The following is a 22,971-nucleotide window of genomic DNA, read 5'->3' as shown; positions in this document are numbered from 1 at the left end:
CTAGCGTGCCGGGCATGCCCGTCGCGGTTGTCATCGACTCCACCGCCTACCTTCCGTCCGAGCTGGTGCAGGCGCACCGGCTGACCGTCGTCCCGTTGACCGTCGTCCTCAACGGCGCCGAAGGGCTGGAGGGGGTGGAGACCCAGCCGGCCGACGCCACCCTGGCACTGAGCGCCCGCCGGGTCACGGCGACCACCTCCCGACCGGCACCCGAGCAGTTCGCCCGGACGTACCGTCACCTGCTCGACGCCGGCGCCGACGGGATCGTCTCGGTGCACCTCTCCGCAGCGCTGTCCGGCACGGTGGAGGCCGCCCGACTGGCCGCCGCCGACCTGGACGGTCGGGTGGAGGTCGTGGACAGCCGCTCGGCGGGCATGGGGCTGGGCTTTCCGGCCATCGCGGCGGCCACCGTCGCCGCGGCCGGCGGCGACCGTGCCGAGGTACGCGACGCGGCGCTCGCCGCCGTCGCCCGCACCACCGTCTGGTTCTACGTCGACACGCTGGAGTTCCTCCGCCGGGGCGGCCGGATCAACGCGGCCGAGGCGCTGCTCGGCACCGCCCTGTCCGTCAAGCCGATCATGCACATGCCGGACGGCTCGATCGTGCTACGTGAGAAGGTCCGTACCGCCAGCCGGGGAGTGGCCCGTCTCGTGGACCTGGCCGTCGAGGCGGCCGGCGGCGACGACGTGGATCTCGGGGTACACCACCTGGCCGCACCGCAACGGGCCGAGGCGTTGCGCGCCGCGCTGACCGAGCGGTTCGGCGACCGGCTGCACGACACGTACGTCTCCGAGGCGGGTGCCGTCGTCGGCGCGCACGCCGGCCCGGGTCTGGCCTGCGTGGTCGTCCACCGCCGACCGGAGGGCTGAGTGGTGCCCACGTCGTGTGTGGTGACCGGAGGCGGTCGCGGTGTCGGCCGGGCCGTGGTGGAACGGCTGGTGGCGACCGGAATGACGGTGTGCGTGCTGGAGCGCGACGCGGACGCGGTCGACTGGTTGGCCGGCCACCCGGCCGCCGACCGGCTCGTCGCGGTGGTCGGTGACGCCGCCGACGAGCAGGTGGCCGAGCGCGCCGCCGAGCTGGCAGATCACGCCGCGCCACTCAGCGGTTGGGTGAACAACGCGGCGGTGTTCCGCGACGCCGCGCTGCACTCCGCGTCGCCCGACACGGTGCTGGACCTGATCGGGCTGAACCTGCGTCCAGCCGTGGTGGGCGCCGCGGTCGCCGTCCGCCGCTTCCTGGCCCGCGCCGCCGGCGGCGCGATCGTCAACGTCTCGTCGCACCAGGCCCGCCGGCCGGTGTCAGGTGCTCTGCCGTACGCGACGGCGAAGGCCGCCGTGGAGGGACTGACCCGGGCGCTGGCCGTCGAGTACGGCAGACACGGCATCCGCGCCAACGCGGTCGCGCTCGGCTCGATCGCCACCGACCGGCACACCGAATTCCTGGCCAGGCAGGATCCCAGTCAGGCCCGGTGGATCGACGCCGAGCTGACCCGGCTGCACCCGGTGGGCCGCATCGGGCAGGTCGAGGAGGTGGCCGAGGCGGTCGCGTACCTGCTGTCGCCCGCGGCGAGCTTCATCAACGGGGTGACGTTGCCGGTGGACGGCGGGCGGGCCGTGCTCGGCCTCGACCCAGAGGCCCGCTGACCCGTTCTCGCGGCACAGCTGCTCCGGCTCGCCACCCGGCCGTACCCACAGGGGCGGCTGCGTCGTTCGTTGATGACGGTGTCGGTTCTGGTGGTCTGTCCACCGGAGCCGACGTATCCCGGCCGAAGCCACGCTATTGCCTGCCGGGCCTAGTCTGCTGCCCATGAGGCCTCGTGGTCGTCGATTCGTCAACCGACTGGGGGCGTGGTATCTGCTGGTGTTCACCATCACCGGCGCGGTCGGTGCCCTGGCGGGAACGACCTGGATCCGAGCGGACAACGTGGCTGTGCTGGGCACCGTGGTGTGGTGCGTCGCCCTGCTGGTGGCCGGTCTGGTGGTGTCGCCGCCACCCCGGATGATCATGCTGTCGGTGGCTTGGCTGATCAGTCCCCTCCTCATGTTCGTGGCCACCGGGGTGTTCTGGTCGACAGTGCTCACGCAGCGCGGCGAACGGGTGGTGGCAACCGTGATCGATGTGCGCGACGGCAACGAGAAGGGCCGTCACCTCTACTACACCCTTGCCGACCAGTACGACCAACGCATTCCCGGTGAACTGGGGATGTGGCCAGGGAGCAGCATCGGCGCCTCGAACAACCCGGAAGGTTCGGTGGGGCAACGCGTCGTCGTGGTGCGGGACCCCGGGGGTCTGGTCGACCCGCGCCCGCCGGAGGAGGTCTCCACCGGCCAGGGCAACCTGATCCTCCTGCCGATCGTCTACCTCGTTCTCGCCGTGCTCTGCATGCTGGCCGGGCGGCCCCGGCCCGACGATGACACCCCGCAACCGTGGCGACCGGCCGGACGGGCCGATGTCCCGCCATGGACCAGCGCCGGTGACGCTGGCGGATGATCGGTTCAGACTCGGTCCACCCATAGCAGATCGCCCCTTGATCAGGGCGTTGTCCACAGTGGCGCTGGTTGTCCACAGGGCGGTGCCGCCGCACCCCAGCGTCCCGGCCGCCGCCATAGCGTCGCGCTGTGTCGCACGACGAGGAGACAGAGGTACGCCAGCGCCTGCGCCGGCTGACGGAGGCGGCCGTCGCACCACCGCCCCGGCCGGAGGCGCCGCTCGCGGGCGTACCCCCGTCGTCCCTGGTCGGCGCGCCGCCTGCGGACGTGCTGTCCTCCCAGCCCGCCGCGCCGGTCGCGGAGCCGGCGCTGGGCGGCCCTGCGGTCCCGCCCGGCTCGCGGTTGCCCGGTCCTGGGGCGTTCGACCCGGGGCGGCGGGGTGTGCGGGCGTTGGCGGTCGTCGCCGTGGTGGTGGTGTTGGGTGCGGCCGGTTGGGCCTGGCGATCCCGGCCGCAGTCGGAACCGGTCGCCCCGCTTGTCAGCGACGCCGCGTCGGCCGCACCGGCGGGGGACCCCAGCCCGTCCGGCTCCGGCGAGGTGGTGGTGGCGGTAGCGGGCAAGGTCCGCAAACCCGGTTTGGTACGCCTGCCGGCCGGGTCCCGTCTCGCCGACGCGGTGCAGGCGGCCGGCGGCGCGCTGCCGGGGGTGGACGTGGCGCTGCTCAATCCCGCCCGCAAGGTCACCGATGGCGAGTTGATCGTGGTTGGGGTGACGCCGCCGCCGGTGCCCGGTGGTGCGGCCGGGCCAGCCGGCGGCGAGGCTGCCCCAGCCGCTGGGCCGCTCAATCTCAACACCGCCACCCTGGCGCAGCTCGACGCGCTGCCCGGGGTCGGGCCGGTGCTCGCCCAACGGATCCTCACCCACCGGGACCAGCACGGCGGGTTCAAGTCCGTCGGTGACCTGCGCCAGGTCGACGGGATCGGCGACGCCCGTTACGAGCAGCTCAAAGACCTGGTGACGGTGTGAGCGGGTCCGCCGTCGCCGCTGACCCACCGGTCGGTGCGGCTGCCGAGCCGCCGGATCTGCGCCTGGCCGGGCTCGCCGTGGCGACCTGGCTCACCGCGCTCGCCGGCCTGCACCTCGGCAGCCGCACCGTCCTGCTGGTGACCGGCAGTGCGGCGGCTCTGACGGTGGTTGGGGCTGTGCACCTGCTCGGCCGCCTCGGGCGTCCCCGAGCCGTGGTGCGGCGCTGCGGATGGGTCGCCGTGGCGGTCGGTCTCGGCGTGGTCTGCGGCGGTGCGGCCACCGCCGCCCGGCTCACCGTTCGCGACGCGCCGGCGATCCAAGCCCTGGCCGAGCAGCGTGCTCCGGTCACCGCCGACCTGGTCGTCCGGGACGATCCGCGCCCGATCCGGAGCGCCGGGCGGCCGGGCACGTTGCTGGTGTCGACCGAACTGGTCCGGCTCACCGGCCCGGACGGCCGACGGCTGCACGCCTCGGTGCGGCTGCTCGTGCTGGCGACGGACCCGGCCTGGCGGGGCCTGCTGCCGGGGCAGCGCCTCACCGCCGACGGCCGGCTCGGCGTTCCGCGCGGCAGTGACCTCACCGCGGCGGTGCTCAGCACCAACGGCCCACCGGAGCGGCACGGCGCGTCGTCCTGGGCGCAGCGCGCCGCCGGGACGCTGCGTACCGGCCTGCAACGCGCCTGCGAGCCGCTGCCCGACGACCCCGGTGGGTTGCTGCCCGGCCTGGTGGTGGGCGACACCAGTCGGCTGCCACCCGCCGTCGAGGAGGATTTCCGGGCCACCGGGATGACCCATCTCAACGCGGTCTCCGGGTCCAACGTGGCGATCGTGGTGGGTGCGGTGTTGTTGCTGGCCCGGTGGTCGCGCGCTGGTCCGTGGCTCGCCGCCGGGCTGTGTGGGGTGGCACTGGTGGGGTTCGTCATCCTGGTCCGCCCCTCGCCGAGCGTCGTACGGGCCGCCACGATGGGAGCGATCGGCCTCGCTGCCCTGGCTGCCGGCCGCCCTCGGGCAGCGCTGCCCGCGTTGGCCGCCGCTGTGACCGTGCTGGTGCTGGTCGACCCGGAGTTGGCCGGCGACCCCGGGTTCGCCCTCTCCGTGCTGGCCACCGGTGGCCTGCTGCTGCTCGCGCCGCGCTGGCGGGACGGGTTGCGGCGGCGAGGCGTTCCGCCGGGGCTGGCCGAGGCGTTGGCCGTGCCGGCGGCCGCCCAACTCGCCTGCGGCCCGGTCGTCGCCGGGATCTCCGGCACGGTGAGCCTGGTGGCGGTGCCGGCCAACCTGCTGGCGGTGCCGGCCATCGCGCCAGCGACCGTGCTGGGCGTGCTGGCGGCCGTGCTGTCGCGGATCTGGTCGACCGGTGCCGAGTTCGTCGCATGGCTGGCCAGTTGGCCGGCCTGGTGGTTGGTGGTCATCGCCCGGCAGGGCGCTCGACTGCCGGGCGGCACCCTGCCATGGCCGGGCGGGGTGCCCGGTGCCCTGCTGCTGACCGGGCTGACCATCGCGCTGCTGATCGCGGTGCGCCGACCCCTCGTACGCCGGCTGGTGGCGGTGGGTGGCGTCGCCGCCGTGCTGGGTGCCCTGCCGGTTCGGCTGATGGCTGCCGGCTGGCCGCCGCCCGGCTGGGTGGTGGTGGCCTGCGCGGTGGGGCAGGGCGACGCCCTGGTGCTCCCGGTCGACCCCGGCCGGGCCGTGGTGGTGGATGCCGGGCCGGAACCGGGTGCGGTGGACGGGTGCCTGCGTCGGCTCGGCGTACGGGAGGTGCCGCTGTTGGTGATCAGCCACTTTCACGCCGACCACGTGGGCGGGGTGGCCGGGGTGTTCCGGGGGCGGCGGGTGGGTGCCGTGCTGACGCCGTCGACGACGGAGCCGGAGAGCGGCCGGGACCTGGTGCGGGCGGCGGCCGCCGGCGGACGGGCCGCCCTGCTGACCACCGTGGCCGGTGCGCGTCACCCCGTGGGCGGGGTCGACCTGCTGGTGCTCGGCCCGCCGTACCCGCTGGCCGGGACCAGGTCCGACCCGAACAACAACTCGCTGGTGCTGCGCGCCACGGTGGCCGGGGTCCGGATCCTGCTGGCCGGCGACGCGGAGACCGAGGAGCAGCACGCCATGGTGACGCGGGCGGCGCCCGGCCAGTTACGGGCGGATGTGTTGAAGGTCGCCCACCACGGTTCGGCGTATCAAGACCCGGGCTTCCTCGACGCGGTGCGGCCGGCAGTGGCGCTCGTTCCGGTGGGCACGGGCAACACCTATGGGCACCCGAGTCCGGGGCTGCTCGCCCAACTGGGCAGAGGCGGCGTGCGGGTGCTGCGTACCGACACGGACGGTGATGTGGCCGCGATCCGAACGAGCGACGGTCTGTCGGTGGCCAGGCGAGGCGTGCCCGCAGGCCGACAGCCCTGACCAGCGGGCCGTGGGTCGCGCGGGCCGTAGTTCGCGCGGGCCGTGAGTCGCGCGGGCCGTGGGTCGCGCGGGCCGTGGGTCGCGCGGGCCGTGGGTCGCGCGGGTCGTGGGTCGCGCGGGTCGTGGGTCGCGCGGGTCGTGGGTCGCGCGGGTCGTGGGTCGCGCGGGCCGTGGGTCGCGCGGGCCGTGGGTCGCGCAGGCCGGGAGTCGCCGGGCCGTGGGTCGCGCAGGCCGGGAGTCGCACGGGCCGTGGGTCGCGGGCCGGCAGCCTGGACCCGCGCTGGCCTCCCGGCCGCTGATCGACTCGGGGTTGCTGAACCCGGGGTATCACCGGCGGTCCGATACCGCGGTTTCCTTGAACCCGTGTGGATCAAGGAAGGAGGAGTGGGGGAATTATGGAATAAATGGGTAATTGAGATAGATGTCTGGATTTGCACTGAGTGCGGGCTGCGCCGACCAAGCAGCCAATGAGCAGGCACGATCCCGCCGCAGGCCGTGCGAATATGGGCGGCGTGACCCCCGCCAGCCTCGCCCCCATTCTGCTCGTCCTCGGTGACGAGGAACTGCTCGCCACGCGCGCGGTCACCGAAGCTGTCGCGAAGGTCCGCAGCATCGACCCCGAGGTGGACGTCCGCGAATACCAGGCCAGTGCGCTCACCGTCGGCGAGATCGCCGAGATGCTCAGCCCCTCGCTGTTCGGCGGGCGGCGGCTGCTGATCCTGCGTTCCGGCCAGGACGCCCGTAAGGACCTGGTCGCCGCGCTCCTGGCGTACGCGAAGAGTCCCGACCCGGACGTCCAACTGCTGGTGCTGCACCTGGGAGGTGCCAAGGGCAAGGCGTTCGCCGACGGGTTGCGGGCGGCCGGCGCGACGGTGGTCCCGGCCGCGAAGCTCAAGGGGCACCGCGACCGGGTGGCCTTCGTCCGCGACGAGATCCGTCGGGCCGGCGGAAAGTGCACGGACGACGCCGCCGAGGCGCTCATCGCGGCGGTCGGCAACGACCTGCGTGAACTGGCCGCGGCCTGCTCCCAACTGATCGCCGACACCGATGGGCGGATCAGCGCCGAGACGGTGTCCCGGTACTACCGGGGCCGGGTCGAGGTGACCGGCTTCACCGTGGCGGACGCCACCATGGTCGGCGACGTGCCGGCCGCGCTTGAGGCCCTGCGCTGGGCCCTGCACGTCGGGGTCGACCCGGTGCCCATCGCCGACGCCCTGGCCGACGGGGTGCGTACGGTGGCCCGGGTGGCATCGGCTGGACGGGGTAACCCGTACCAGCTCGCCAGCAGCCTCGGAATGCCGGCCTGGAAGATCGAGCGGGCGCAGCGGCAGGGGCGGGGCTGGACGCCGGAGGGTCTGGTCCGGGCGATGCAGGTCGCCGCCGAGTGCAACGCGGCCGTCAAGGGCGGGTCCGACGACCGGGCGTACGCCCTGGAGCGTGCGGTCTTCTCAGTCGCGGCGGCCCGGCAGGGCAGCGCCAGGTGACGGGAGCGAACCGCCCAGCGTGGGCCACCATTGGAGTGGACGAGGAGCGTTACCGACCGCTCTACGCCCGACTCCTCGGGTTGCGGTTCGTCAACCCCGGCGGCGTGTTGTGCTTCCTCTTCTTCGAGGGCGCTATCGCCCTGGCGGTGCTACTCGCCCTGGCCGAGCTGGTCAGCTGGTGGGCGGTGCTGGTGCTGCCGGTCGTGGTGGCGGCGATGGTCAAGCTCAACGACATGGTGGCCGCGGTGGTGGTCCGCTCCGCCGCGCTCGTGCCCGAGCAGGAACGGGACCGGTTTCGCCGGCAGATGGAGCCGGCGGTCGGCCGAGCCCGGGTGGAGTGGGTCTCGCACAGCGTTCCCGGCGTGGTGATCACCGCCGACCCGGTGCCACCACCCCGGCGTGCCGACCCGTCAGACTGAGCGCCGACCCCCGCTGGGGGGCTACGCGGAAGAACAGCCGACCCGCGTCAGACTGGCCGCCGGCCCCCGTCGGGGCCACGCACGGAACCGCCGGCCCGGAGAACACGGCGGCCTCTGGACACACGGAAGCCCCGGGCTGTGCCCGGGGCTTTCCGAATCAGTCTGACAGTGAAGTCGTCAGGCGGAGAGTGCCACCACGCGCTTGGCGATCGCGGACTTGCGGTTCGCGGCCTGGTTGGAGTGGATCACGCCCTTGCTGACGGCCTTGTCCAGCTTGCGCGAGGCGTCCAGCATGAGCGCGGTGGCCTTCTCGACGTCACCGGCCTCGGCAGCCTCGTGGAACTTCCGGACGGCGGTCTTCAGCGACGACTTGACCGACTTGTTGCGCAGCCGGGCCTTCTCGTTCTGCCGGTTGCGCTTGATCTGGGACTTGATGTTCGCCACGCGACAGCCTCGTCTTGATAGCTCGGGTTGGTCAGCTTATTGCGCGAGATGACGAACATGCGTCATCGCTGCGCGAAGAGCCAGGTTACCAGGTCGCCCGGGACGAGCCAAAACGGCTCGGCCTTCGCGCGGACGGACCCGGCCCGTCGGGGACCAGGTTACCCCTCGGCCACGGCGGCGGCTCACCGCGAGCCCCGACGCCAGCCCAGCGCGCGTCACCGCCAACCCCGACGCCAGCCCAGCCCGCGTCACCGCCAGCCCCGACGCCAGCCCAGCCCGCGTCACCGCCAGCCCCGGCGGCGGGCCAGCCAGTCGAGCGACTGCTCGCCACTGAAGCGTTGATGGGCGGGCAGGTGCGGCGAGGCCGTCGGCGGCGCCGCCGCGGCACCGGTGAGGTAGTAGCCGGCCAACGCGGCCAGGGTCGCGTCCAGCGCGTCCGGGGGCGCGCCGATGGTGGCCGGGTGCGCGGCGAAGAGCCGGTCCGCGTCCAGCCCGCTGGCGTACGCGGTGAGCAGCAAGCCGGCCAGGTCGAACCAGGCCGGCCCGGCACAGACCCAGGTCCAGTCGCAGAACCAGGCTCGGCCGTCCGCGCCGATCAGCACGTTGTCGACCCGCAGGTCGCCGTGGATCAGGCCGGTCGCATCGGCGGCGTATCGGGGCAGGAGCGCTTCCAACTCGACCAGTTCGGGGAGCCGGCCCAGGAGCGGCGCGGGCAGTGGTGGGGTCGGCTCGCGGCCGGCGACAACCTCCTCCCACCAGAGGATGTCCGACCGGGACAGGTCGGCCAGGTGCGGCAGGCCGAGCGCGGTCAGTTCGGCCGGCGGGTCGGCCAGGGCGGCGGCGACCTGCGCGTACCCGGCGAGGGTGGCGTCCAACTCGGCGGGCGCCCAGGGCAGGTGCGGGGTGTGCCCGTCGACGGCGTCGGTGCAGAGCACGAACCAGCCGGACGCGGCGAGGGTCCACCGGGGGCGGGGCGCCGGCAGGTCCACCGGCAGCCGGTCGAGGATCGCGGCCTCTCGGGCGTACCAGTCGACCAGATGCGGTTGCTCGGCGACGGGTGCCGCCTTGACGAAGGCCCGACCACCGTCGGCCGTGCCGAGCACGGCGGCGAACCCCCGGGTGAAACCCGCGCCCGCGACCCGGGCGGTGACCACCGGCGCGCCGAGCCGGTCCGCGACCGCGACCCGCAGCGCCGCCGGCAACGCCGACCACGACGGGCGCTGGGCGCTCGCGTGGTACGGCACCGGCGGCAGCGGGGGAGGGGACACCCCACCATGCTGCCCCGGGGTACGTGCGCGACGCACGGCGACACTGCCAGACTGCCAAGCCATGAGGACCGAGGACTTCTGGCAGCTGATCGACGAGGCTCGCGCCGGCGGCGGTGGTGAGCCCGGCCCGGTCGCCGCGCGGGCCGTCGCGCTGCTCGCCGCGCGCGACCCGGAGGACATCATCGGGTACGCGCGGCACCAGACGCGGGTGCTGGCCGCCTCGCACAAGGCGGATCTCTGGGGTGCGGCCTACCTGATCAACGGTGGTGCCTCGGCGGACGGCTTCGAACACTTCCGGGGCTGGTTGATGACCCAGGGTCGTGCCGTCTTCGCCCGCGCGGTCGCCGAACCGGACTCGCTGGCCGAACTGCCGCAGGTACGGGCGGCGTCGCTCAGCGGTGAGGAGTTCTCCGCCGAACTGATGCTCTCGGTGCCCTGGGACGCGTACCGCAAGGCCACCGCGACCGAACTGCCGGCGGATCGCGACCCGGTGCGCACGCCGGACCTCAACGACTTCTGGGACTTCGACGACGAGGACGAGGCGCGCCGGCGGCTGCCCCGGCTGGCCGCGCTCTTCGTCGAGCCGCCGATGGAGTGAGGGGTCCTCGGGCCGATCCATCGCCCGCGCAGCGGGCGCACCCCGGCGGCGTGGGAACATAGAGGGGGTCGGCGGCGCGCCGGCCTGTTCACGTCAGCCGACCAGAACGGACCGCTGTGCCACCGAAGCTCGATCCCGGCGCGAACGCCCCTGGTGCCACCGACCCCGGTCGCATCCGGAACTTCGGCATCATCGCCCACATCGACCACGGGAAGTCGACCCTGGCCGACCGGATGTTGCAGCTCACCGGCGTGGTCGACCCGCGGCAGATGCGCGCGCAGTACCTGGACCGGATGGACATCGAGCGCGAGCGCGGCATCACCATCAAGAGCCAGGCCGTCCGCATGCCGTGGACCATCCGCGAGGGTGAGCGGGCCGGTGAGCACGCGGTGCTCAACATGATCGACACCCCGGGGCACGTGGACTTCACCTACGAGGTGTCCCGGTCGCTGGCCGCCTGCGAGGGCGCCGTGCTGCTGGTCGACGCCGCGCAGGGGATCGAGGCGCAGACCCTGGCCAACCTCTACCTGGCTCTCGAGAACGACCTGCGCATCATCCCGGTGCTCAACAAGATCGACCTGCCGGCGGCGCAGCCGGAGAAGTACGCCGAGGAGCTGGCCCACCTCATCGGCGGCGACCCCGCCGACTGCATCCGGGTCTCCGGCAAGACCGGCGAGGGGGTCCCGCACCTGCTTGACGAGATCGTCCGGCAGTTCATCCCACCGGTCGGCGACGCCGCGGCGCCCGCCCGGGCGATGATCTTCGATTCGGTGTACGACGTCTATCGTGGCGTCGTCACGTACGTCCGGGTCATCGACGGCCGGATCAGCGCCCGCGACCGGATCAAGATGATGTCCACCGGCGCGGTGCACGAGCTGCTGGAGATCGGTGTCATCTCACCCGAGATGGTCAAGGCCGAGGCGCTCGGCGTCGGCGAGGTCGGCTACCTGATCACCGGTGTGAAGGACGTCCGGCAGTCCCGGGTCGGTGACACGGTGACCATCAACAGCCGGCCGGCGGCCGAGCCGTTGGGTGGCTACAAGGACCCGAAGCCGATGGTCTACTCCGGCCTCTACCCGATCGACGGGTCGGACTACCCGAACCTGCGCGAGGCACTGGACAAGCTCAAGCTCAACGACGCGGCCCTGGACTACGAGCCGGAGACCTCCGGCGCGCTCGGCTTCGGCTTCCGCTGCGGCTTCCTCGGCCTGCTTCACCTGGAGATCATCCGGGAGCGGCTGGAGCGCGAGTACAACCTCGACCTGATCTCCACCGCGCCCAACGTCGTCTACCGGGCGATCACGGACGACGGCGCGGAGATCGTCGTGACCAACCCGAGCGAGTACCCCACCGGTAAGATCGCCGAGGTGTATGAGCCGGTGGTCCGGGCCACCGTCCTGACCCCCAACGACTACGTCGGCGCGGTCATGGAGCTCTGCCAGGGCCGACGCGGCACCCTGCTCGGCATGGACTATCTCTCCGCCGACCGGGTGGAGCTGCGCTACACGCTGCCCCTCGCGGAGATCATCTACGACTTCTTCGACCAGTTGAAGAGCCGTACCAAGGGCTACGCCTCACTGGACTACGAGCCCTCCGGCGAGCAGGCGTCCGACCTGGTGAAGGTGGACATCCTGCTGCACGGCGAGCCGGTGGACGCGTTCAGCGCGATCGTGCACAAGGACAAGGCGTACAACTACGGCGTCACCATCGCCGCCAAGCTGCGTACCCTGATCCCGCGCCAGCAGTTCGAGGTGCCGATCCAGGCGGCCATCGGCAGCCGGGTCATCGCCCGGGAGACCATCCGGGCGATCCGCAAGGACGTTCTCGCCAAGTGCTACGGCGGTGACATCAGCCGTAAGCGCAAGCTGCTCGAGAAGCAGAAGGAAGGCAAGAAGCGGATGAAGATGGTCGGCCGGGTCGAGGTGCCCCAGGAGGCCTTCATCGCCGCCCTCTCCTCCGACTCCGGTGACGGCAAGGCCGCCGGAAAGAAGTAGGTAGCGACGCTTCACGCGCCCGGGTGCCGAACGCGCCCGGGCGCGTTCGCGTGTTTCGGGTGTCGGCTCAGTGCTGTGTTGCGGCGGACCTAACCGCCTGGTGCGGAAAAATTTTCCGTAGCTGTGGTGGGGTGGACGAGTCGACGAGATGGGCTCCTACCTGTGTGGACGCACTCCCGTGTCAACCGACGCACCGCCACGGCATTGACGCCTGACGTTGTCCTTTGAGGTGAGTCGGTTTGGGCTTCCGATGGGTCGGGCACTTAGCGGTCACGACAGGAAGCACACGCATCGTGTGTCAGACATTCTTTTGAAGGAGGGCGACCGTGGAGCTCACCGTGTGGGGCATCATCACTGCGATCGTTGTTGGTCTCATCGTCGGCGCGCTCGGCCGTCTGGTCGTCCCGGGCCGGCAGAACATGCCGATCTGGCTGCACATGCTGATCGGTATCGGCGCGGCCCTGCTGGGCACCGTGCTGGCGCGGGCCATCGGCATCGCGACCGAGACGAGCGGTGTCGACTGGGGCGAGCTGCTGGTGCAGGTCGTGGTGGCCGCGATCGCGGTCGCGCTGGTGGCCGGCGTGGGTGGCCGCCGCCGCGTGACTCGGTAACACCGACGCGCCAACCCGTACCACCGCGACACCTCCGATGGGGCGCCCGACCGACAGGCCGGGCGCCCCATCGGCGTTCCGCTTGTCGCGGCGTTCCGCCCATCGGCGTTCCGCTTGTCGCGGCGGTGATGTCGGGGTGTTCCGGTGGGATGCCGCGGTTTCGGTGATCTCGTGTTGATCTCGTGTTCCGGCGTCCTGGGGTCGGTCGTTTGTGCTTCGTCGGGTTGCTCTGGCGTGTGGGGTGGCGGTGATCGACTCGGGTTTGGTGATGTCGGCGTGTCCCGGTGGGTGTGATGCCGCGGATTCAATGACCTCGTGTTGATCATGGCGAGGCTGGCGGGCTTGGTCGGCAGCTTGGCCCCAGGTGCCCAGGTGCCCAGGTGCCCAGCTGCCCCAAGTGCCCAGCGGTCCCAGGTGTCCAGGTGTCCGAGTGCTCGGGTGGGCCTCGCGGTGGAACGTGTTCTTGTCGGCCAAGTCGTGATCGTTTGGTGAGCGAAGTCGGTTTGGATTTTGGGTGGGTCGGGCAATTAACGGTCACGACAGAAAACACACATCGTGTGTCAGACATTCATGAAGGAGGGTGGCCGTGGAGCTCACCGTGTGGGGCATCATCACTGCGATCGTTGTTGGTCTCATCGTCGGCGCGCTCGGCCGCTTGGTCGTCCCGGGCCGGCAGAATATGCCGATCTGGCTGCACCTGCTGATCGGTATCGGCGCCGCGCTGCTGGGCACCGTCCTGGCGCGGGCCATCGGCATCGCGACCGAGACGAGCGGTGTCGACTGGGGCGAGCTGCTGGTGCAGGTCGTGGTGGCCGCGATCGCGGTCGCGCTGGTGGCCGGCGTGGGTCGCCGCCGCAGCGTCACCCGATAACGACCCGGCATCATCTGGCGACACTGCCGCAGCGTCACCCGATAACGACCCGGCATCATCTGGCGACACCACAGCACTGGTAGGACAGCACGACGGAAAGGGCGCCCGGCCGAGAGTCGGGCGCTCTTTCGTGCTGAAGTGCCCGGCTTCGGCCCGGTGCCAGGGCGTCGCTCGTCGGGCCGCTGCGGTACGGTCGCGACGCTTCGGCCAGTCCCGCCCACTGTCGTAAAGGAATTCTCCGTACTAGGGTGCGGCGGAGAAGGTTAGTTCCAAGTGGCGCGAGGGGAGAAGTGGCGTGAACAGGTGGAAGCGGCTGGCCCCGGTCACCGCCATGGTGGCCTCGGCCGCGATGGTGCTGACCGGTTGTGGGGGCTCCGGCGACGACGCGGCCGACGACAGCAAGCTCACGGTCTGGATGATGGGCGAGGGCGGGGACGCGCAGAACTCCTTCCTCGACGGTGTCGAGGCCGAGTTCCGCCAGAAGCACCCCGACACCGACGTGGTCGTGCAGTACATCCCCTGGCTCGAGGCGCCGAAGAAGTTCCAGGCCGCGCTCGCCGGTGGTGAGGGACCGGACATCACCGAGCTGGGCAACACCGAGACCCAGGGCTGGGCCGCCCAGGAGGCGCTCGCCGACGTGACTGGTCGGATGGGTGGCTGGACCGACGGCAAGGACCTGCTGCCGGACCTGGTGCGCAACGCGCAGCTCGATGGCAAGCAGTACGGCGTGCCCTGGTACGCGGGTGTGCGGGCGATCTACTACCGCACCGACTGGTTCGCCGAGGCCGGCGTGCAGCCCCCGAAGACCTGGGATGACCTGGTCACCGTGGCCAAGGCCGTGCAGGCGAAGAAGAAGGGCACCTACGGCATTGCGTTGCCCGGCAATTCCGAACTGCCCTTCTACTCCTTCCTCTGGGGCGCGGGCGGCGAGATCGCCAGCAACGAGGGCGGCACCTGGAAGTCCGGCTACACCACCCCCGAGGCGCAGCGGGCCGTCAAGTTCTGGACGGATCTGGTGACCGTGCACAAGGTGGCCCCGCCGGCGGCGGCGGGCTGGAACGAGATCGACGCGCGTACCCAGTTCGCCACCGGCAAGGCCGCGATGGCCTTCGCCGGCAGCTGGCAGCAGGGCGCCATCAAGAAGGACAACCCCGAGATCGAGAAGGTCTGGGGTACGTTCCCGATCCCCGGCCCGGACGGCAAGGCGGCGCCCGGTTTCGCGGGTGGCTCGGACGTGGCGATCTGGAAGGACAGCGAGCGGCAGGACCTGGCCTGGGACTACCTGACCGTGCTGCTGAACAAGAAGAACGCGCAGACCTTCGCGAGCAGCCTCGGTTTCTTCCCGGTCTACCAGGACCTGGTCTCCGGTGGCACGTACGCCAACGACAAGGTGATGGCGGCGTTCGCCACCACCATGCAGAACACCAAGCTCACGCCGCTCACCCCGAAGTGGGTCGAGGTCAGCCGGACGAAGACGGTGACCCAGGCGATGAACAGCTCGGTCATGAAGGGTCAGAAGACGGTCGAGAAGGCTACCGCCGATGCGGCCGGTGAGATGGAAAGCATCCTCAACGCCAAGTGACCACGCTGACCGAGGTGCCGGGGACGGCCGCCGCGCGGGAGACCCCCGCGCGGCGGCGTCGCCGGGTGGACCGCCTGCCCTACCTGCTGCTCCTGCCCGCCCTGGTGATCATCGGGGTGCTGCTGCTCTGGCCGCTCGGCCAGGTGGTGGTGATGTCCTTCTACCGGTTGAACAGCGTCCGGCAACTGCGCGGCGACCGGGAGTGGCCGTGGGTGGGGCTCGGCAACTACACCCAGATCCTCTCCGACCCGTTCTTCCTGACCGTGCTGCGCAACACCGTGCTGTTCGCCGCGGCCAACGTGCTGCTCACGATGGTGCTCGGCACCCTGGTGGGGCTGCTGCTCAACCGGCTCGGTCGCAAGATGGCGACGTTCGTGGCCAGCTGCGTGATGCTCGCCTGGGCCACGCCGGCGCTGACCGGCACGATCGTCTGGAAGTGGATCTTCGACGACACGAGCGGCCTGGTCACGTGGCTGTTCAACGCGTTGCCGGACGGTCTCTCGACCAGCCTGTTCGGGCGCAGCGACTGGACCGGCTACGGCTGGTTCAACTCGCCGCTGCTCTTCTTCGCGATCCTCACCCTGGTGGTGGTCTGGCACTCGTTCCCGTTCATCGCGGTGAGCGTGCTGGCTGGTCTCAAGAGCGTGCCGAGTGAACTGCACGAGGCGGCCCGGGTGGACGGCGCCAGCCCGTGGCGGGTGTTCTGGAAGATCACCTTCCCGTTGCTGCGCCCGGTCTTCGGGATCCTGATCGTGCTCTCCACCATCTGGGACTTCAAGGTCTTCACCCAGCAGTTCGTGTTGGCCGGCGGCACCCAGGACCGGCCGACGTTCATGCTCGCCATCTACTCGTACGCCGAAGCCTTCTCTCCGCCGCCGAAGTACGGGCTCGGCGCGGCCATCGCGGTGATCCTCACGCTGATCCTGCTCGTGGTCACCGGCTTCTACGTACGGATGGTGCTCAGGCAGGAGGACGAGTCGTGAAGAAGATCGCCCTCAACGGCGCCGGGCTGCTGGTCGCGCTCTTCGCGGCGTTCCCGGTCTACTGGATGATCTCCACCTCGCTGAAGCCGAGCGACGAGATCTTCTCGGCCACCCCGCAGCCGGTGCCGACCCATCCGACGTTGGCGCACTACCGGGAGATCCTGACCGGCAACCTGATCCCCGGCGTCAGCTTCCTCGACTTCTTCCTCAACAGCGCGCTGGTCGCCGTCTCCACGGTGGTGCTCAGCGGTCTGGTGGCGTTGCTCGCCGCGACCGCGGTGGCCCGGTTCCGGTTCCGGCTGCGGACCAGCTTCCTGATCATGCTGCTGGTGGTGCAGATGATCCCGCTGGAGGCGCTGGTCATTCCACTGTTCCTGATGATCCAGCGGCTGGGGCTCTACAACACCCTGCCCAGTCTGATCCTCACCTACCTGGGCTTCTCGCTGCCGTTCGCGGTCTGGATGCTGCGCGGTTTCGTCGCCGCCGTGCCCAAGGAGTTGGAGGAGGCGGCGGCGATCGACGGGGCGAGCCGGGCCCAGACCTTCCGCCGGGTCCTCTTCCCGCTGGTCGCGCCCGGCCTGGTGGCCACCAGCATCTTCTCCTTCATCACCGCGTGGAACGAGCTGATCTTCGCGTTGACGTTCATCAACGACCAGGGGAGCTACACGCTGCCGGTGGCGATGACCTTCTTCTTCGGTCGGGACGACACCAACTGGGGGCCGGTGATGGCCGCGTCCACCCTGTTCACCCTGCCGGTCATCATCTTCTTCCTGCTGGTGCAGCGCCGGATGGTCTCCGGCCTGGTGGCCGGCGCCGTCAAGGGCTGACCCCGGCGCTGGCCGCGCGCCGCACGAGGGCTGGCCGCCGACCGCCACCAGAGCGTGTTTGCAAGTGCTGGCCGGCCTGCGCCGACCGACACTTCCAAAACACGCCCTAGGCTGACGGTCATGACGGGCAGGGTGGCAGCGGTGAACCTCGGCATCGTGACCGAGGCGGAGTGGGCCGGCGACGCGAGCGGTCGCAGTGGCATCGACAAGCGTCCAGTCGACGGGCCGGTGCCGCTGCTCACCGGCGGCCTGGCGGGTGACTTCATCGCCGAGCGGGCCCATCACGGTGGTCCTGACCAAGCGGTCTACGCCTACGCGGAGGAGGACGCCGCCTGGTGGACGGCCGAGCTGGGCCGGGCCGTAGCGCCCGGCGGTTTCGGTGAGAACCTGACCACCTACGCGATCGACGTGACGGGTGCGGTGATCGGCGAGCAGTGGCAGGTCGGTTCCGCCCTTCTCCAGGTCACCAAGCCGCGCACCCCCTGCACCACCTTCGCCGGGTTCTGGGGCGTACCGGATCTGATCAAGCGGTTCACGGTCCGGGCAGCGCCCGGGGCGTACCTGCGGGTGCTGCGCGAGGGGGAGGTCGGTGCGGGCGACCCGATCGAGGTGGTGGAGCGGCCGGCGCACGGTGTGACCATCGGCGAGGTGTTCCGGGCGACCAGCCTGGAGCCGGAGTTGCTGCCTCGGCTACTCGACGCCGAGGACCTGCCGGAGCCGATCCGGGAGAAGGCCCGCCGCCGACTCGCCTCCCGGGGCTGACCGGCCGACGGTAGCCGCCACGATCCCGCGACGGGAGTCCGGGCAGCACCGACGGGCACGGCACGGGATTCGGCCCGGAAGGATCCCGATGAGGGGCCCGCGGCGGCGGAGGGTCCGGGGGAGCGGACGTGCAACGGCCCCCTGCCAGCGCACAACGGTGGCAGGGGGCCGTCCTGCGAGCAGGGGTTCAGCGGAGCCAGGGGATGTTGCGGTCGAGCAGACCGCGCTCCTTGAGCTCCTTGCGCAACGGGATCTCGTCGTCGACGTACCCGTCCCAGTTGATGCCCCAGTAGTTGGCGGTGTGGGTGCCCTCACCGATCAGCTGGCGCTGCACCGGGGTCCGGTTGCGGTACCACTCGCCGTTCACGTCGGGGTGCAGCTCGTCCAGCGGACGGATCCACCGGTAGGTGTAGCCGACGAAGAGCATCTTGCGGGTGATGTTCGACAGGTTCGTCGACCGCGAGTGCCACTGCCGGCGGTCGAAGATGAAGGCGTCGCCCGGGTTCGCGGTGATCTCCACCGTGCCCTCCGGGTCCGGGTTGTGCACGCTGAGGTCCTTGGGCCGGTCCAGCGAGTTCCACAGGTGGCTGCCCGGGATGACCTTGGTGGCGCCGCGGCCGGTCTCGGAGAGGTCCGACAGCACGTACGCGACCTTCAGCGAGAACATCGGCCGGGGCAGGTTCGGGTCCATCGTCTCCGGGTCGGAGTTCTGCCGGTACCCGTCCTGGTGCCAGCCCCAGTAGGGCTTCTCCGGCTCGAGCGCCGGCGGCGTGACGTCCAGGTGGTTGTGGTGGGTGTAGATGTTCCAGCCGGCCAGCCCCCACATGTACGGGAAGGCGATCGGGTGGGTCAGCAGCTCACCGAAGAGCTCGTCGCGCTCCAGGAAGCCCAGCAGGTGCAGGGTGCCGTCCTTCTTGGTGGTGCCCTTCGCCTGCTCCTCCGCGTAGACGCGGTCGACCGCCGCCTCCAGCGCCGCCCGGTGGTCCTCCGTCAGGACGTTGCGCAGCAGGAGGAAACCCTGCTCGTGGAACTCCTTGCGGTCAGTGTCGCTGATCGGTTCGTAACCGGTCCGGTCGCCGTAATCGAACACCGCGTCGTACCCCTCCCCATGAGGTGAAACCTTTTCTGGCACAGGCCGCCGATCGTAACGCGATGGCCCAGGCATCGGGGAGGGTGTGTTGACGGATTGGGCGGCAGTGGGACCCCACGCAGCGGGGAAACAGCACAGAGTGAGATTTAGGCGATCAATGGAGCGCTCTAATGGGATTTGTCCGATTGTGCGGTGACCGCCGGTTAAGAGATCGGGGTCCGCTCAACCCTCGTTGAACACCTCGGCCACCACCTGGCCGACGGGGCCCTGCTGTCCGTCGACCCGACCCCAGGAGCCGGCCCGGGCGGTCCACTCCAGGTCGCCGAAGCGGACCCGCTTCACCCCGTGGTCCTGGGCGTGCGACACCAGCCAGTGCGCGTACCGCCAGCCGTCGCGCTGGTCGCCCGGGGTCACCGCCAACCCGGTCGGGTCCGTCGGGTCGGTGCCCTTCAACCCCCAGTCCAGCACCAGGTTGCGGGTCAGCTGCGCGGCCGCCGCCGCGCCGTGCATCGCCGGGGTACGCCCCACCGTGCAGGTGACCGCTCCGCTGGCGTCGCCGAGCAGGGCTCGGCTGAGCACCTCGGAGTCGTCGGCCCACTTCTGGTACGCCTCGGGGAAGGCCGAGCGCTGCACCCGCTGGGCGGCGTCGGTGACCCGCATCTCCTCCCAGCCGCGCACCTTCTTGAGGGCCGCGTAGAACCGGTTGGCCGCGTAGCGCGGATCGCGGATCTGGGCGGGGGTGCCCCAGCCCTGGCTCGGTCGCTGCTGGAACAGGCCGACCGAGTCGCGGTCGCCGTCGGCGAGGTTACGCAGCCCGGACTCCTGGTAGGCGGTGGCGAGCGCGACCACGACGGCCCGCTCGGGCATTCCGCGCTTCGTGCCGATCGCCGCGATGGTCGCCGCGTTGGCCATCTGGTCGGCGTCCAGCGCGACCCGGCCATCGGCCTGCACCGTGCACTTCCGGGCCACCAGGGGCAGCTGGAGGTTGTCGCCGACCTGCCGTACGACGAGCCAGATTGCGATCACGGCGACGAGGATGAGCACCACTCCACCCGCCACGGTTGCCCGAGTTCGCACCCACACCCCCAGATCGACAGTCAGCCAAGAGTACGTCCCCGAACGTGCACTCCGTGTCGTCCGAGCGGTTCCGGCCCCATCGTGGCTGGCTCGGCCGGTTCGAGGTCGGCTCCGCTGTCGCGTACCGGTCGGCGACCTTCCCGCTCTGGGCGCGATCTCACCTGCCCGTTCCTGTCACCCGCCCCGGAGGTCTGTCGCGCGCGTCACCGGGTAGCGCGTCACCGGGTAGGCGGAAACGCCTCAGCCGTCGAGAGCGGGCACCCAGCGCGCCGGTCGACGTTCGCGGAACGCGGTGACCCCCTCGCGTCCCTCGTCGGAGAGGAAGTAGCCGGTCGAGACGGCGGACAGCCGGGCCAGGTCGGCGCGCAATTCGGCGGTACCCGGACGGCGCAGCAACTCCTTCGCGCCGGCCAGCGCCCCGGGCGCGCCGCGCACCAGCGAGTCGCAGTAACCCCGTACCGCGTCGTCCAACCCGTCCGCCGGGACCGAGGCCGTGACCAGCCCGATGTCGGCGGCCCGGCGACCGTCGAAGGTGTCCCCGGTCAGGTACAGCTCCGCGGCGGCGCGGGGGTGCAGCCGCGGCAGCACGGTCGCCGAGATCACCGCCGGAATCACCCCGATGCGTACCTCGGTGAACGCGAACGTCGCCTCATCGGCGCAGACCGCCAGGTCGGCGGCGGCGATCAGGCCCAGCCCGCCGGCCCGCGCCGGCCCGCCGACCCGGGCCAACACCGGCTTCGGGCACTCCCAGAGCGCCGCGAGCACGTCGCCCAGCATGCCGGCCGGCACCGTGCCGCTGGCGTACGCCGCGGCGGTCTCCTTCAGGTCCGCGCCCGAGCAGAAGACCGGGCCGGTGTGGTCGAGCACGATCACTCGGACCACCTCGTCGGCGACCGCGTCCGCCAGCCCGGCCAGCAGTTGGGTCATCAGGCCGGTGGAGAGCGCGTTGCGGTTGTGCGGGCTGTCCAGGGTGAGGGTGGTCACCCCACGGGCCGTGGCGACCCGCACGAGGACGTCGGGAGAGGTCATGCCGGGCACACTAGTGGCCATGCCCGGCGTCCTTCCAGATGGTGAGACCGTCCCCGTCGACGGATCGTTGCCCGCCACCGCCACCGCGGCGGTCGGCGCGCGCGGCTTCGGCGTGTACGTGCACGTGCCGTTCTGCGCCAGCCGCTGCGGCTACTGCGACTTCAACACCTACACGGCAGCCGAGCTGGGCGGCGGTGCCAGCCGGGAGGGGTACGCCGACACCGTCCTGGCCGAGCTGGCGCTCGCCGCCCGGGTGCTCGGCGACAACCCGCCGCCCCGGGTCGATACCGTCTTCGTCGGCGGCGGCACTCCCACCCTGCTCCCCGCCGACGACCTGGCCCGCATCCTCGACGCCATCGACCGCACCTGGGGGCTGGCCGCCGACGCCGAGGTGACCACCGAGGCCAACCCTGAGTCGGTCACCCCGGAATCGTTGAAGCTGCTGCGGACCGCCGGCTACACCCGGATCTCGCTCGGCATGCAGTCCGCGTCCCCGGGAGTGCTGGCGATCCTGGACCGCAAACACAGCGCCGGCCGGGCCACCGCCGCCGCCCTGGAGGCGCGCGACGCCGGGTTCGAGCACGTCAACCTGGACCTGATCTACGGCACTCCGGGGGAGCGGGCCGAGGACTTCGCCGGCTCGCTGGAGCAGGTCGTGGCCGCCGGGGTGGATCACGTCAGCGCGTACGCCCTGATCGTCGAGGACGGCACCCGGCTCGCCGCGCGAATGCGACGCGGCGAGCTGGCGTACCCCAGTGACGACGTGGCCGCCGACCGCTACCTGGCCGCGGAGGCCGCGCTCGACGCGGCCGGCCTCTCCTGGTACGAGGTTTCCAACTGGGCCAGCACCGAGCAGGCCCGCTGCCGGCACAACCTGCTCTACTGGACCGGCGCGGACTGGTGGGGGCTGGGGCCGGGGGCGCACAGCCACGTCGGCGGGGTGCGCTGGTGGAACGTCAAACACCCCACGGCGTACGCCCAGCGGTTGGCCGCCGGCGCGTCGCCCGGACTGGCCCGCGAGGTGCTCACCGTCGACGAGGCGCACATGGAGGACGTGATGCTCCGGCTGCGGCTGGCCAGCGGCCTGCCGCTGGCGGTGCTCGACGCCACCGGCCGGGCCGGCGCCGAGCGGGCGCTGGCCGACGGTCTGCTGGCTGCCGACGAGTACGCGGCCGGTCGGGCCGTGCTCACCCTGCGCGGCCGGCTGCTCGCCGACGCGGTGGTGCGCGACCTGCTGCCCTGAGCAGGACCGCTGCCCCCGGGCGAGGGCAGCGGTGCTCCGGACCGGCCGGGAGAGCGGCCGGCCCGGGTCACTTGATGAAGTTCGCCGTCATCGGATAGCGGTACGGGGTGCCCTCGTTGGCCTTCATGCCGGCGATGATCCCGAACAGGATCTGGATCACCACGACGGCGATGCTGGGCAGGAAGAGCAGGCACCAGCTCACGAAGAGCAGCACGAACGCGATGATCGACCAGAGGATCTGGAAGTTCAGGGCGGCCAGGGCGTGCGCCCGGACGGTCGGCGACTGCTGGCCGCGGGCCAGGTAGGCGATGAGCGGGGCGACGAAGCCCAGCGGACCGAAGCTGACCAGCGCGCCGACGGCGCCGCCGAAGTGCGCGACCAGCGCCCAGGTCTTGTCCTCGTTGTTGGCGTAGCCGCCGCCGGGGCCGCCGTACGCCCCACCGGTCGGGTAGCCGCCGGCCGGGGGATAGCCCCCGGGCGGGGGATAGCCGCCTGCCGGAGGGTAGCCGCCTGACGGCGGTTGGTCACCGGTGGGCGGCGGATAGCCACCGGGCGGGGGATAGCCGGCCGGGCCGGGTGCCCCGGACAGTGGTGCGGTGGGCGGCTCGGCCGACGGGGATGGGCCCGGCGAGGTCGGCTCCGGCGGGTAGTTGCCGGGGTCACCCGAGCCGGGAGGGCGAGGAGGTTCAGTCATGGATGTCACGGTAGGGGCCGGTGGCAACGCCGCACCAGAGCGATACCGCCCGGCGATGCGGGCCGATCGGCCCAGCGGGGTGGCGCGGGCCGCACCGACGGGTGGCCGTTGATCATCGCGTCGGCGGGCCCGCCGACGTAG

Annotated in this window: 22 protein-coding genes; 16 read left to right on the top strand and 6 right to left on the bottom strand. The window is 71.5% G+C overall.

Features of this window, described 5'->3' with window-relative positions:
• Positions 1-14: 14 nt before the first annotated feature.
• The 7 genes from ACIBF8_RS29605 to ACIBF8_RS29575 all read left to right on the top strand — a co-directional run bounded on the left by ACIBF8_RS29605 (position 15) and on the right by ACIBF8_RS29575 (position 7,757).
• The gene (locus ACIBF8_RS29605; RefSeq protein WP_396787211.1) at positions 15-869 is read left to right on the top strand and encodes a DegV family protein; all 855 of its coding nucleotides are present in this window, start codon (positions 15-17) and stop codon (positions 867-869) included.
• 21 nt (positions 870-890) lie between these two features.
• On the top strand, positions 891-1,646 hold the full coding sequence (locus ACIBF8_RS29600) for an SDR family NAD(P)-dependent oxidoreductase (RefSeq protein ID WP_396787210.1): 756 nt from the start codon (positions 891-893) through the stop codon (positions 1,644-1,646).
• Positions 1,647-1,809: 163 nt separating this feature from the next.
• Complete coding sequence (locus tag ACIBF8_RS29595; RefSeq protein ID WP_396787209.1) at positions 1,810-2,493, top strand: hypothetical protein; 684 nt, start codon at positions 1,810-1,812, stop codon at positions 2,491-2,493.
• A 128-nt stretch (positions 2,494-2,621) separates the two neighbouring features.
• A complete protein-coding gene (locus ACIBF8_RS29590) occupies positions 2,622-3,458 on the top strand; it encodes a helix-hairpin-helix domain-containing protein (RefSeq protein ID WP_396787208.1) in 837 nt (278 codons plus the stop codon).
• On the top strand, positions 3,455-5,854 hold the full coding sequence (locus ACIBF8_RS29585; protein WP_396787207.1) for a ComEC/Rec2 family competence protein: 2,400 nt from the start codon (positions 3,455-3,457) through the stop codon (positions 5,852-5,854). Before ACIBF8_RS29590 ends, ACIBF8_RS29585 begins: the two co-directional genes overlap by 4 nt.
• A gap of 503 nt (positions 5,855-6,357) precedes the next feature.
• Positions 6,358-7,338 (top strand): DNA polymerase III subunit delta, encoded by a 981-nt coding sequence (gene holA / locus ACIBF8_RS29580; RefSeq protein ID WP_396787206.1) that lies wholly within the window; start codon positions 6,358-6,360, stop codon positions 7,336-7,338.
• Positions 7,335-7,757, top strand: coding sequence for a hypothetical protein (locus ACIBF8_RS29575; RefSeq protein WP_396787205.1), 423 nt, complete (start codon positions 7,335-7,337; stop codon positions 7,755-7,757). Before holA ends, ACIBF8_RS29575 begins: the two co-directional genes overlap by 4 nt.
• Before the next feature lie 177 nt (positions 7,758-7,934).
• On the opposite strand, the gene rpsT is transcribed toward ACIBF8_RS29575, so the two are convergent.
• Together rpsT and ACIBF8_RS29565 are read right to left on the bottom strand one after the other, a co-directional pair.
• Positions 7,935-8,201 carry a 30S ribosomal protein S20 gene (gene rpsT, locus ACIBF8_RS29570; RefSeq protein ID WP_030336508.1) on the bottom strand — a complete coding sequence of 89 codons (267 nt, stop codon included), beginning with the start codon at positions 8,199-8,201 and terminating at the stop codon, positions 7,935-7,937.
• 281 nt (positions 8,202-8,482) lie between these two features.
• Entirely contained in the window at positions 8,483-9,469 is a 987-nt protein-coding gene (locus tag ACIBF8_RS29565; RefSeq protein WP_396787204.1) for a phosphotransferase family protein, read from the bottom strand.
• Positions 9,470-9,530: 61 nt separating this feature from the next.
• Here ACIBF8_RS29565 and ACIBF8_RS29560 point away from each other — a divergent pair, with 61 nt between their 5' ends.
• From ACIBF8_RS29560 to ACIBF8_RS29525, 8 genes are all read left to right on the top strand, one after another.
• Positions 9,531-10,067, top strand: coding sequence for a DUF4240 domain-containing protein (locus ACIBF8_RS29560; protein ID WP_396787203.1), 537 nt, complete (start codon positions 9,531-9,533; stop codon positions 10,065-10,067).
• A 116-nt stretch (positions 10,068-10,183) separates the two neighbouring features.
• Entirely contained in the window at positions 10,184-12,061 is a 1,878-nt protein-coding gene (lepA, locus tag ACIBF8_RS29555) for a translation elongation factor 4 (protein ID WP_396787202.1), read from the top strand.
• A gap of 326 nt (positions 12,062-12,387) precedes the next feature.
• Positions 12,388-12,672 carry a GlsB/YeaQ/YmgE family stress response membrane protein gene (locus tag ACIBF8_RS29550; protein ID WP_124774500.1) on the top strand — a complete coding sequence of 95 codons (285 nt, stop codon included), beginning with the start codon at positions 12,388-12,390 and terminating at the stop codon, positions 12,670-12,672.
• Positions 12,673-13,258: 586 nt separating this feature from the next.
• Positions 13,259-13,543 (top strand): GlsB/YeaQ/YmgE family stress response membrane protein, encoded by a 285-nt coding sequence (locus tag ACIBF8_RS29545; protein ID WP_396787201.1) that lies wholly within the window; start codon positions 13,259-13,261, stop codon positions 13,541-13,543.
• 295 nt (positions 13,544-13,838) lie between these two features.
• Entirely contained in the window at positions 13,839-15,125 is a 1,287-nt protein-coding gene (locus ACIBF8_RS29540) for a sugar ABC transporter substrate-binding protein (RefSeq protein ID WP_396787200.1), read from the top strand.
• The gene (locus ACIBF8_RS29535) at positions 15,122-16,108 is read left to right on the top strand and encodes a carbohydrate ABC transporter permease (RefSeq protein WP_396787199.1); all 987 of its coding nucleotides are present in this window, start codon (positions 15,122-15,124) and stop codon (positions 16,106-16,108) included. Before ACIBF8_RS29540 ends, ACIBF8_RS29535 begins: the two co-directional genes overlap by 4 nt.
• Positions 16,105-16,935 (top strand): carbohydrate ABC transporter permease, encoded by an 831-nt coding sequence (locus tag ACIBF8_RS29530; RefSeq protein WP_396787198.1) that lies wholly within the window; start codon positions 16,105-16,107, stop codon positions 16,933-16,935. The genes ACIBF8_RS29535 and ACIBF8_RS29530 overlap by 4 nt, the downstream gene beginning before the upstream one ends.
• A gap of 120 nt (positions 16,936-17,055) precedes the next feature.
• Positions 17,056-17,697: an MOSC domain-containing protein gene (locus ACIBF8_RS29525; protein ID WP_396787197.1), complete on the top strand. Its 642-nt coding sequence runs from the start codon at positions 17,056-17,058 to the stop codon at positions 17,695-17,697.
• A 187-nt stretch (positions 17,698-17,884) separates the two neighbouring features.
• Here the strand turns inward: ACIBF8_RS29525 and ACIBF8_RS29520 are convergent, their stop codons facing one another.
• From ACIBF8_RS29520 to ACIBF8_RS29510, 3 genes are all read right to left on the bottom strand, one after another.
• Complete coding sequence (locus tag ACIBF8_RS29520) at positions 17,885-18,787, bottom strand: phytanoyl-CoA dioxygenase family protein (RefSeq protein WP_363617382.1); 903 nt, start codon at positions 18,785-18,787, stop codon at positions 17,885-17,887.
• A gap of 222 nt (positions 18,788-19,009) precedes the next feature.
• Entirely contained in the window at positions 19,010-19,870 is an 861-nt protein-coding gene (locus ACIBF8_RS29515) for a hypothetical protein (protein WP_396787196.1), read from the bottom strand.
• Positions 19,871-20,104: 234 nt separating this feature from the next.
• A complete protein-coding gene (locus tag ACIBF8_RS29510) occupies positions 20,105-20,893 on the bottom strand; it encodes an enoyl-CoA hydratase-related protein (protein WP_396787195.1) in 789 nt (262 codons plus the stop codon).
• Positions 20,894-20,912: 19 nt separating this feature from the next.
• On the opposite strand from ACIBF8_RS29510, the gene hemW reads away from it, so the two are divergent.
• A complete protein-coding gene (gene hemW / locus ACIBF8_RS29505) occupies positions 20,913-22,136 on the top strand; it encodes a radical SAM family heme chaperone HemW (protein WP_396787249.1) in 1,224 nt (407 codons plus the stop codon).
• A gap of 67 nt (positions 22,137-22,203) precedes the next feature.
• On the opposite strand, the gene ACIBF8_RS29500 is transcribed toward hemW, so the two are convergent.
• Positions 22,204-22,830, bottom strand: coding sequence for a DUF4870 domain-containing protein (locus ACIBF8_RS29500; RefSeq protein ID WP_396787194.1), 627 nt, complete (start codon positions 22,828-22,830; stop codon positions 22,204-22,206).
• Between the last annotated feature and the right edge of the window lie 141 nt (positions 22,831-22,971).

Source organism: Micromonospora sp. NPDC050276 (genome assembly GCF_044459545.1).
Lineage (GTDB): Bacteria > Actinomycetota > Actinomycetes > Mycobacteriales > Micromonosporaceae > Micromonospora.
The sequence above is the reverse complement of the archived record's forward strand: the minus strand, read 5'-3'. Positions and strand labels throughout refer to the sequence as shown.

Bases quoted from the DNA above. Each gene is read 5' to 3' on its own strand.
- ACIBF8_RS29500 (WP_396787194.1), bottom strand. From the start codon at position 22,830: ATGACTGAACCTCCTCGCCCTCCCGGCTCGGGTGACCCCGGCAACTAC.
- holA (WP_396787206.1), top strand. From the start codon at position 6,358: ATGGGCGGCGTGACCCCCGCCAGCCTCGCCCCCATTCTGCTCGTCCTC.
- ACIBF8_RS29510 (WP_396787195.1), bottom strand. From the start codon at position 20,893: ATGACCTCTCCCGACGTCCTCGTGCGGGTCGCCACGGCCCGTGGGGTG.
- ACIBF8_RS29605 (WP_396787211.1), top strand. From the start codon at position 15: ATGCCCGTCGCGGTTGTCATCGACTCCACCGCCTACCTTCCGTCCGAG.
- ACIBF8_RS29525 (WP_396787197.1), top strand. From the start codon at position 17,056: ATGACGGGCAGGGTGGCAGCGGTGAACCTCGGCATCGTGACCGAGGCG.
- ACIBF8_RS29595 (WP_396787209.1), top strand. From the start codon at position 1,810: ATGAGGCCTCGTGGTCGTCGATTCGTCAACCGACTGGGGGCGTGGTAT.
- hemW (WP_396787249.1), top strand. From the start codon at position 20,913: ATGCCCGGCGTCCTTCCAGATGGTGAGACCGTCCCCGTCGACGGATCG.
- ACIBF8_RS29560 (WP_396787203.1), top strand. From the start codon at position 9,531: ATGAGGACCGAGGACTTCTGGCAGCTGATCGACGAGGCTCGCGCCGGC.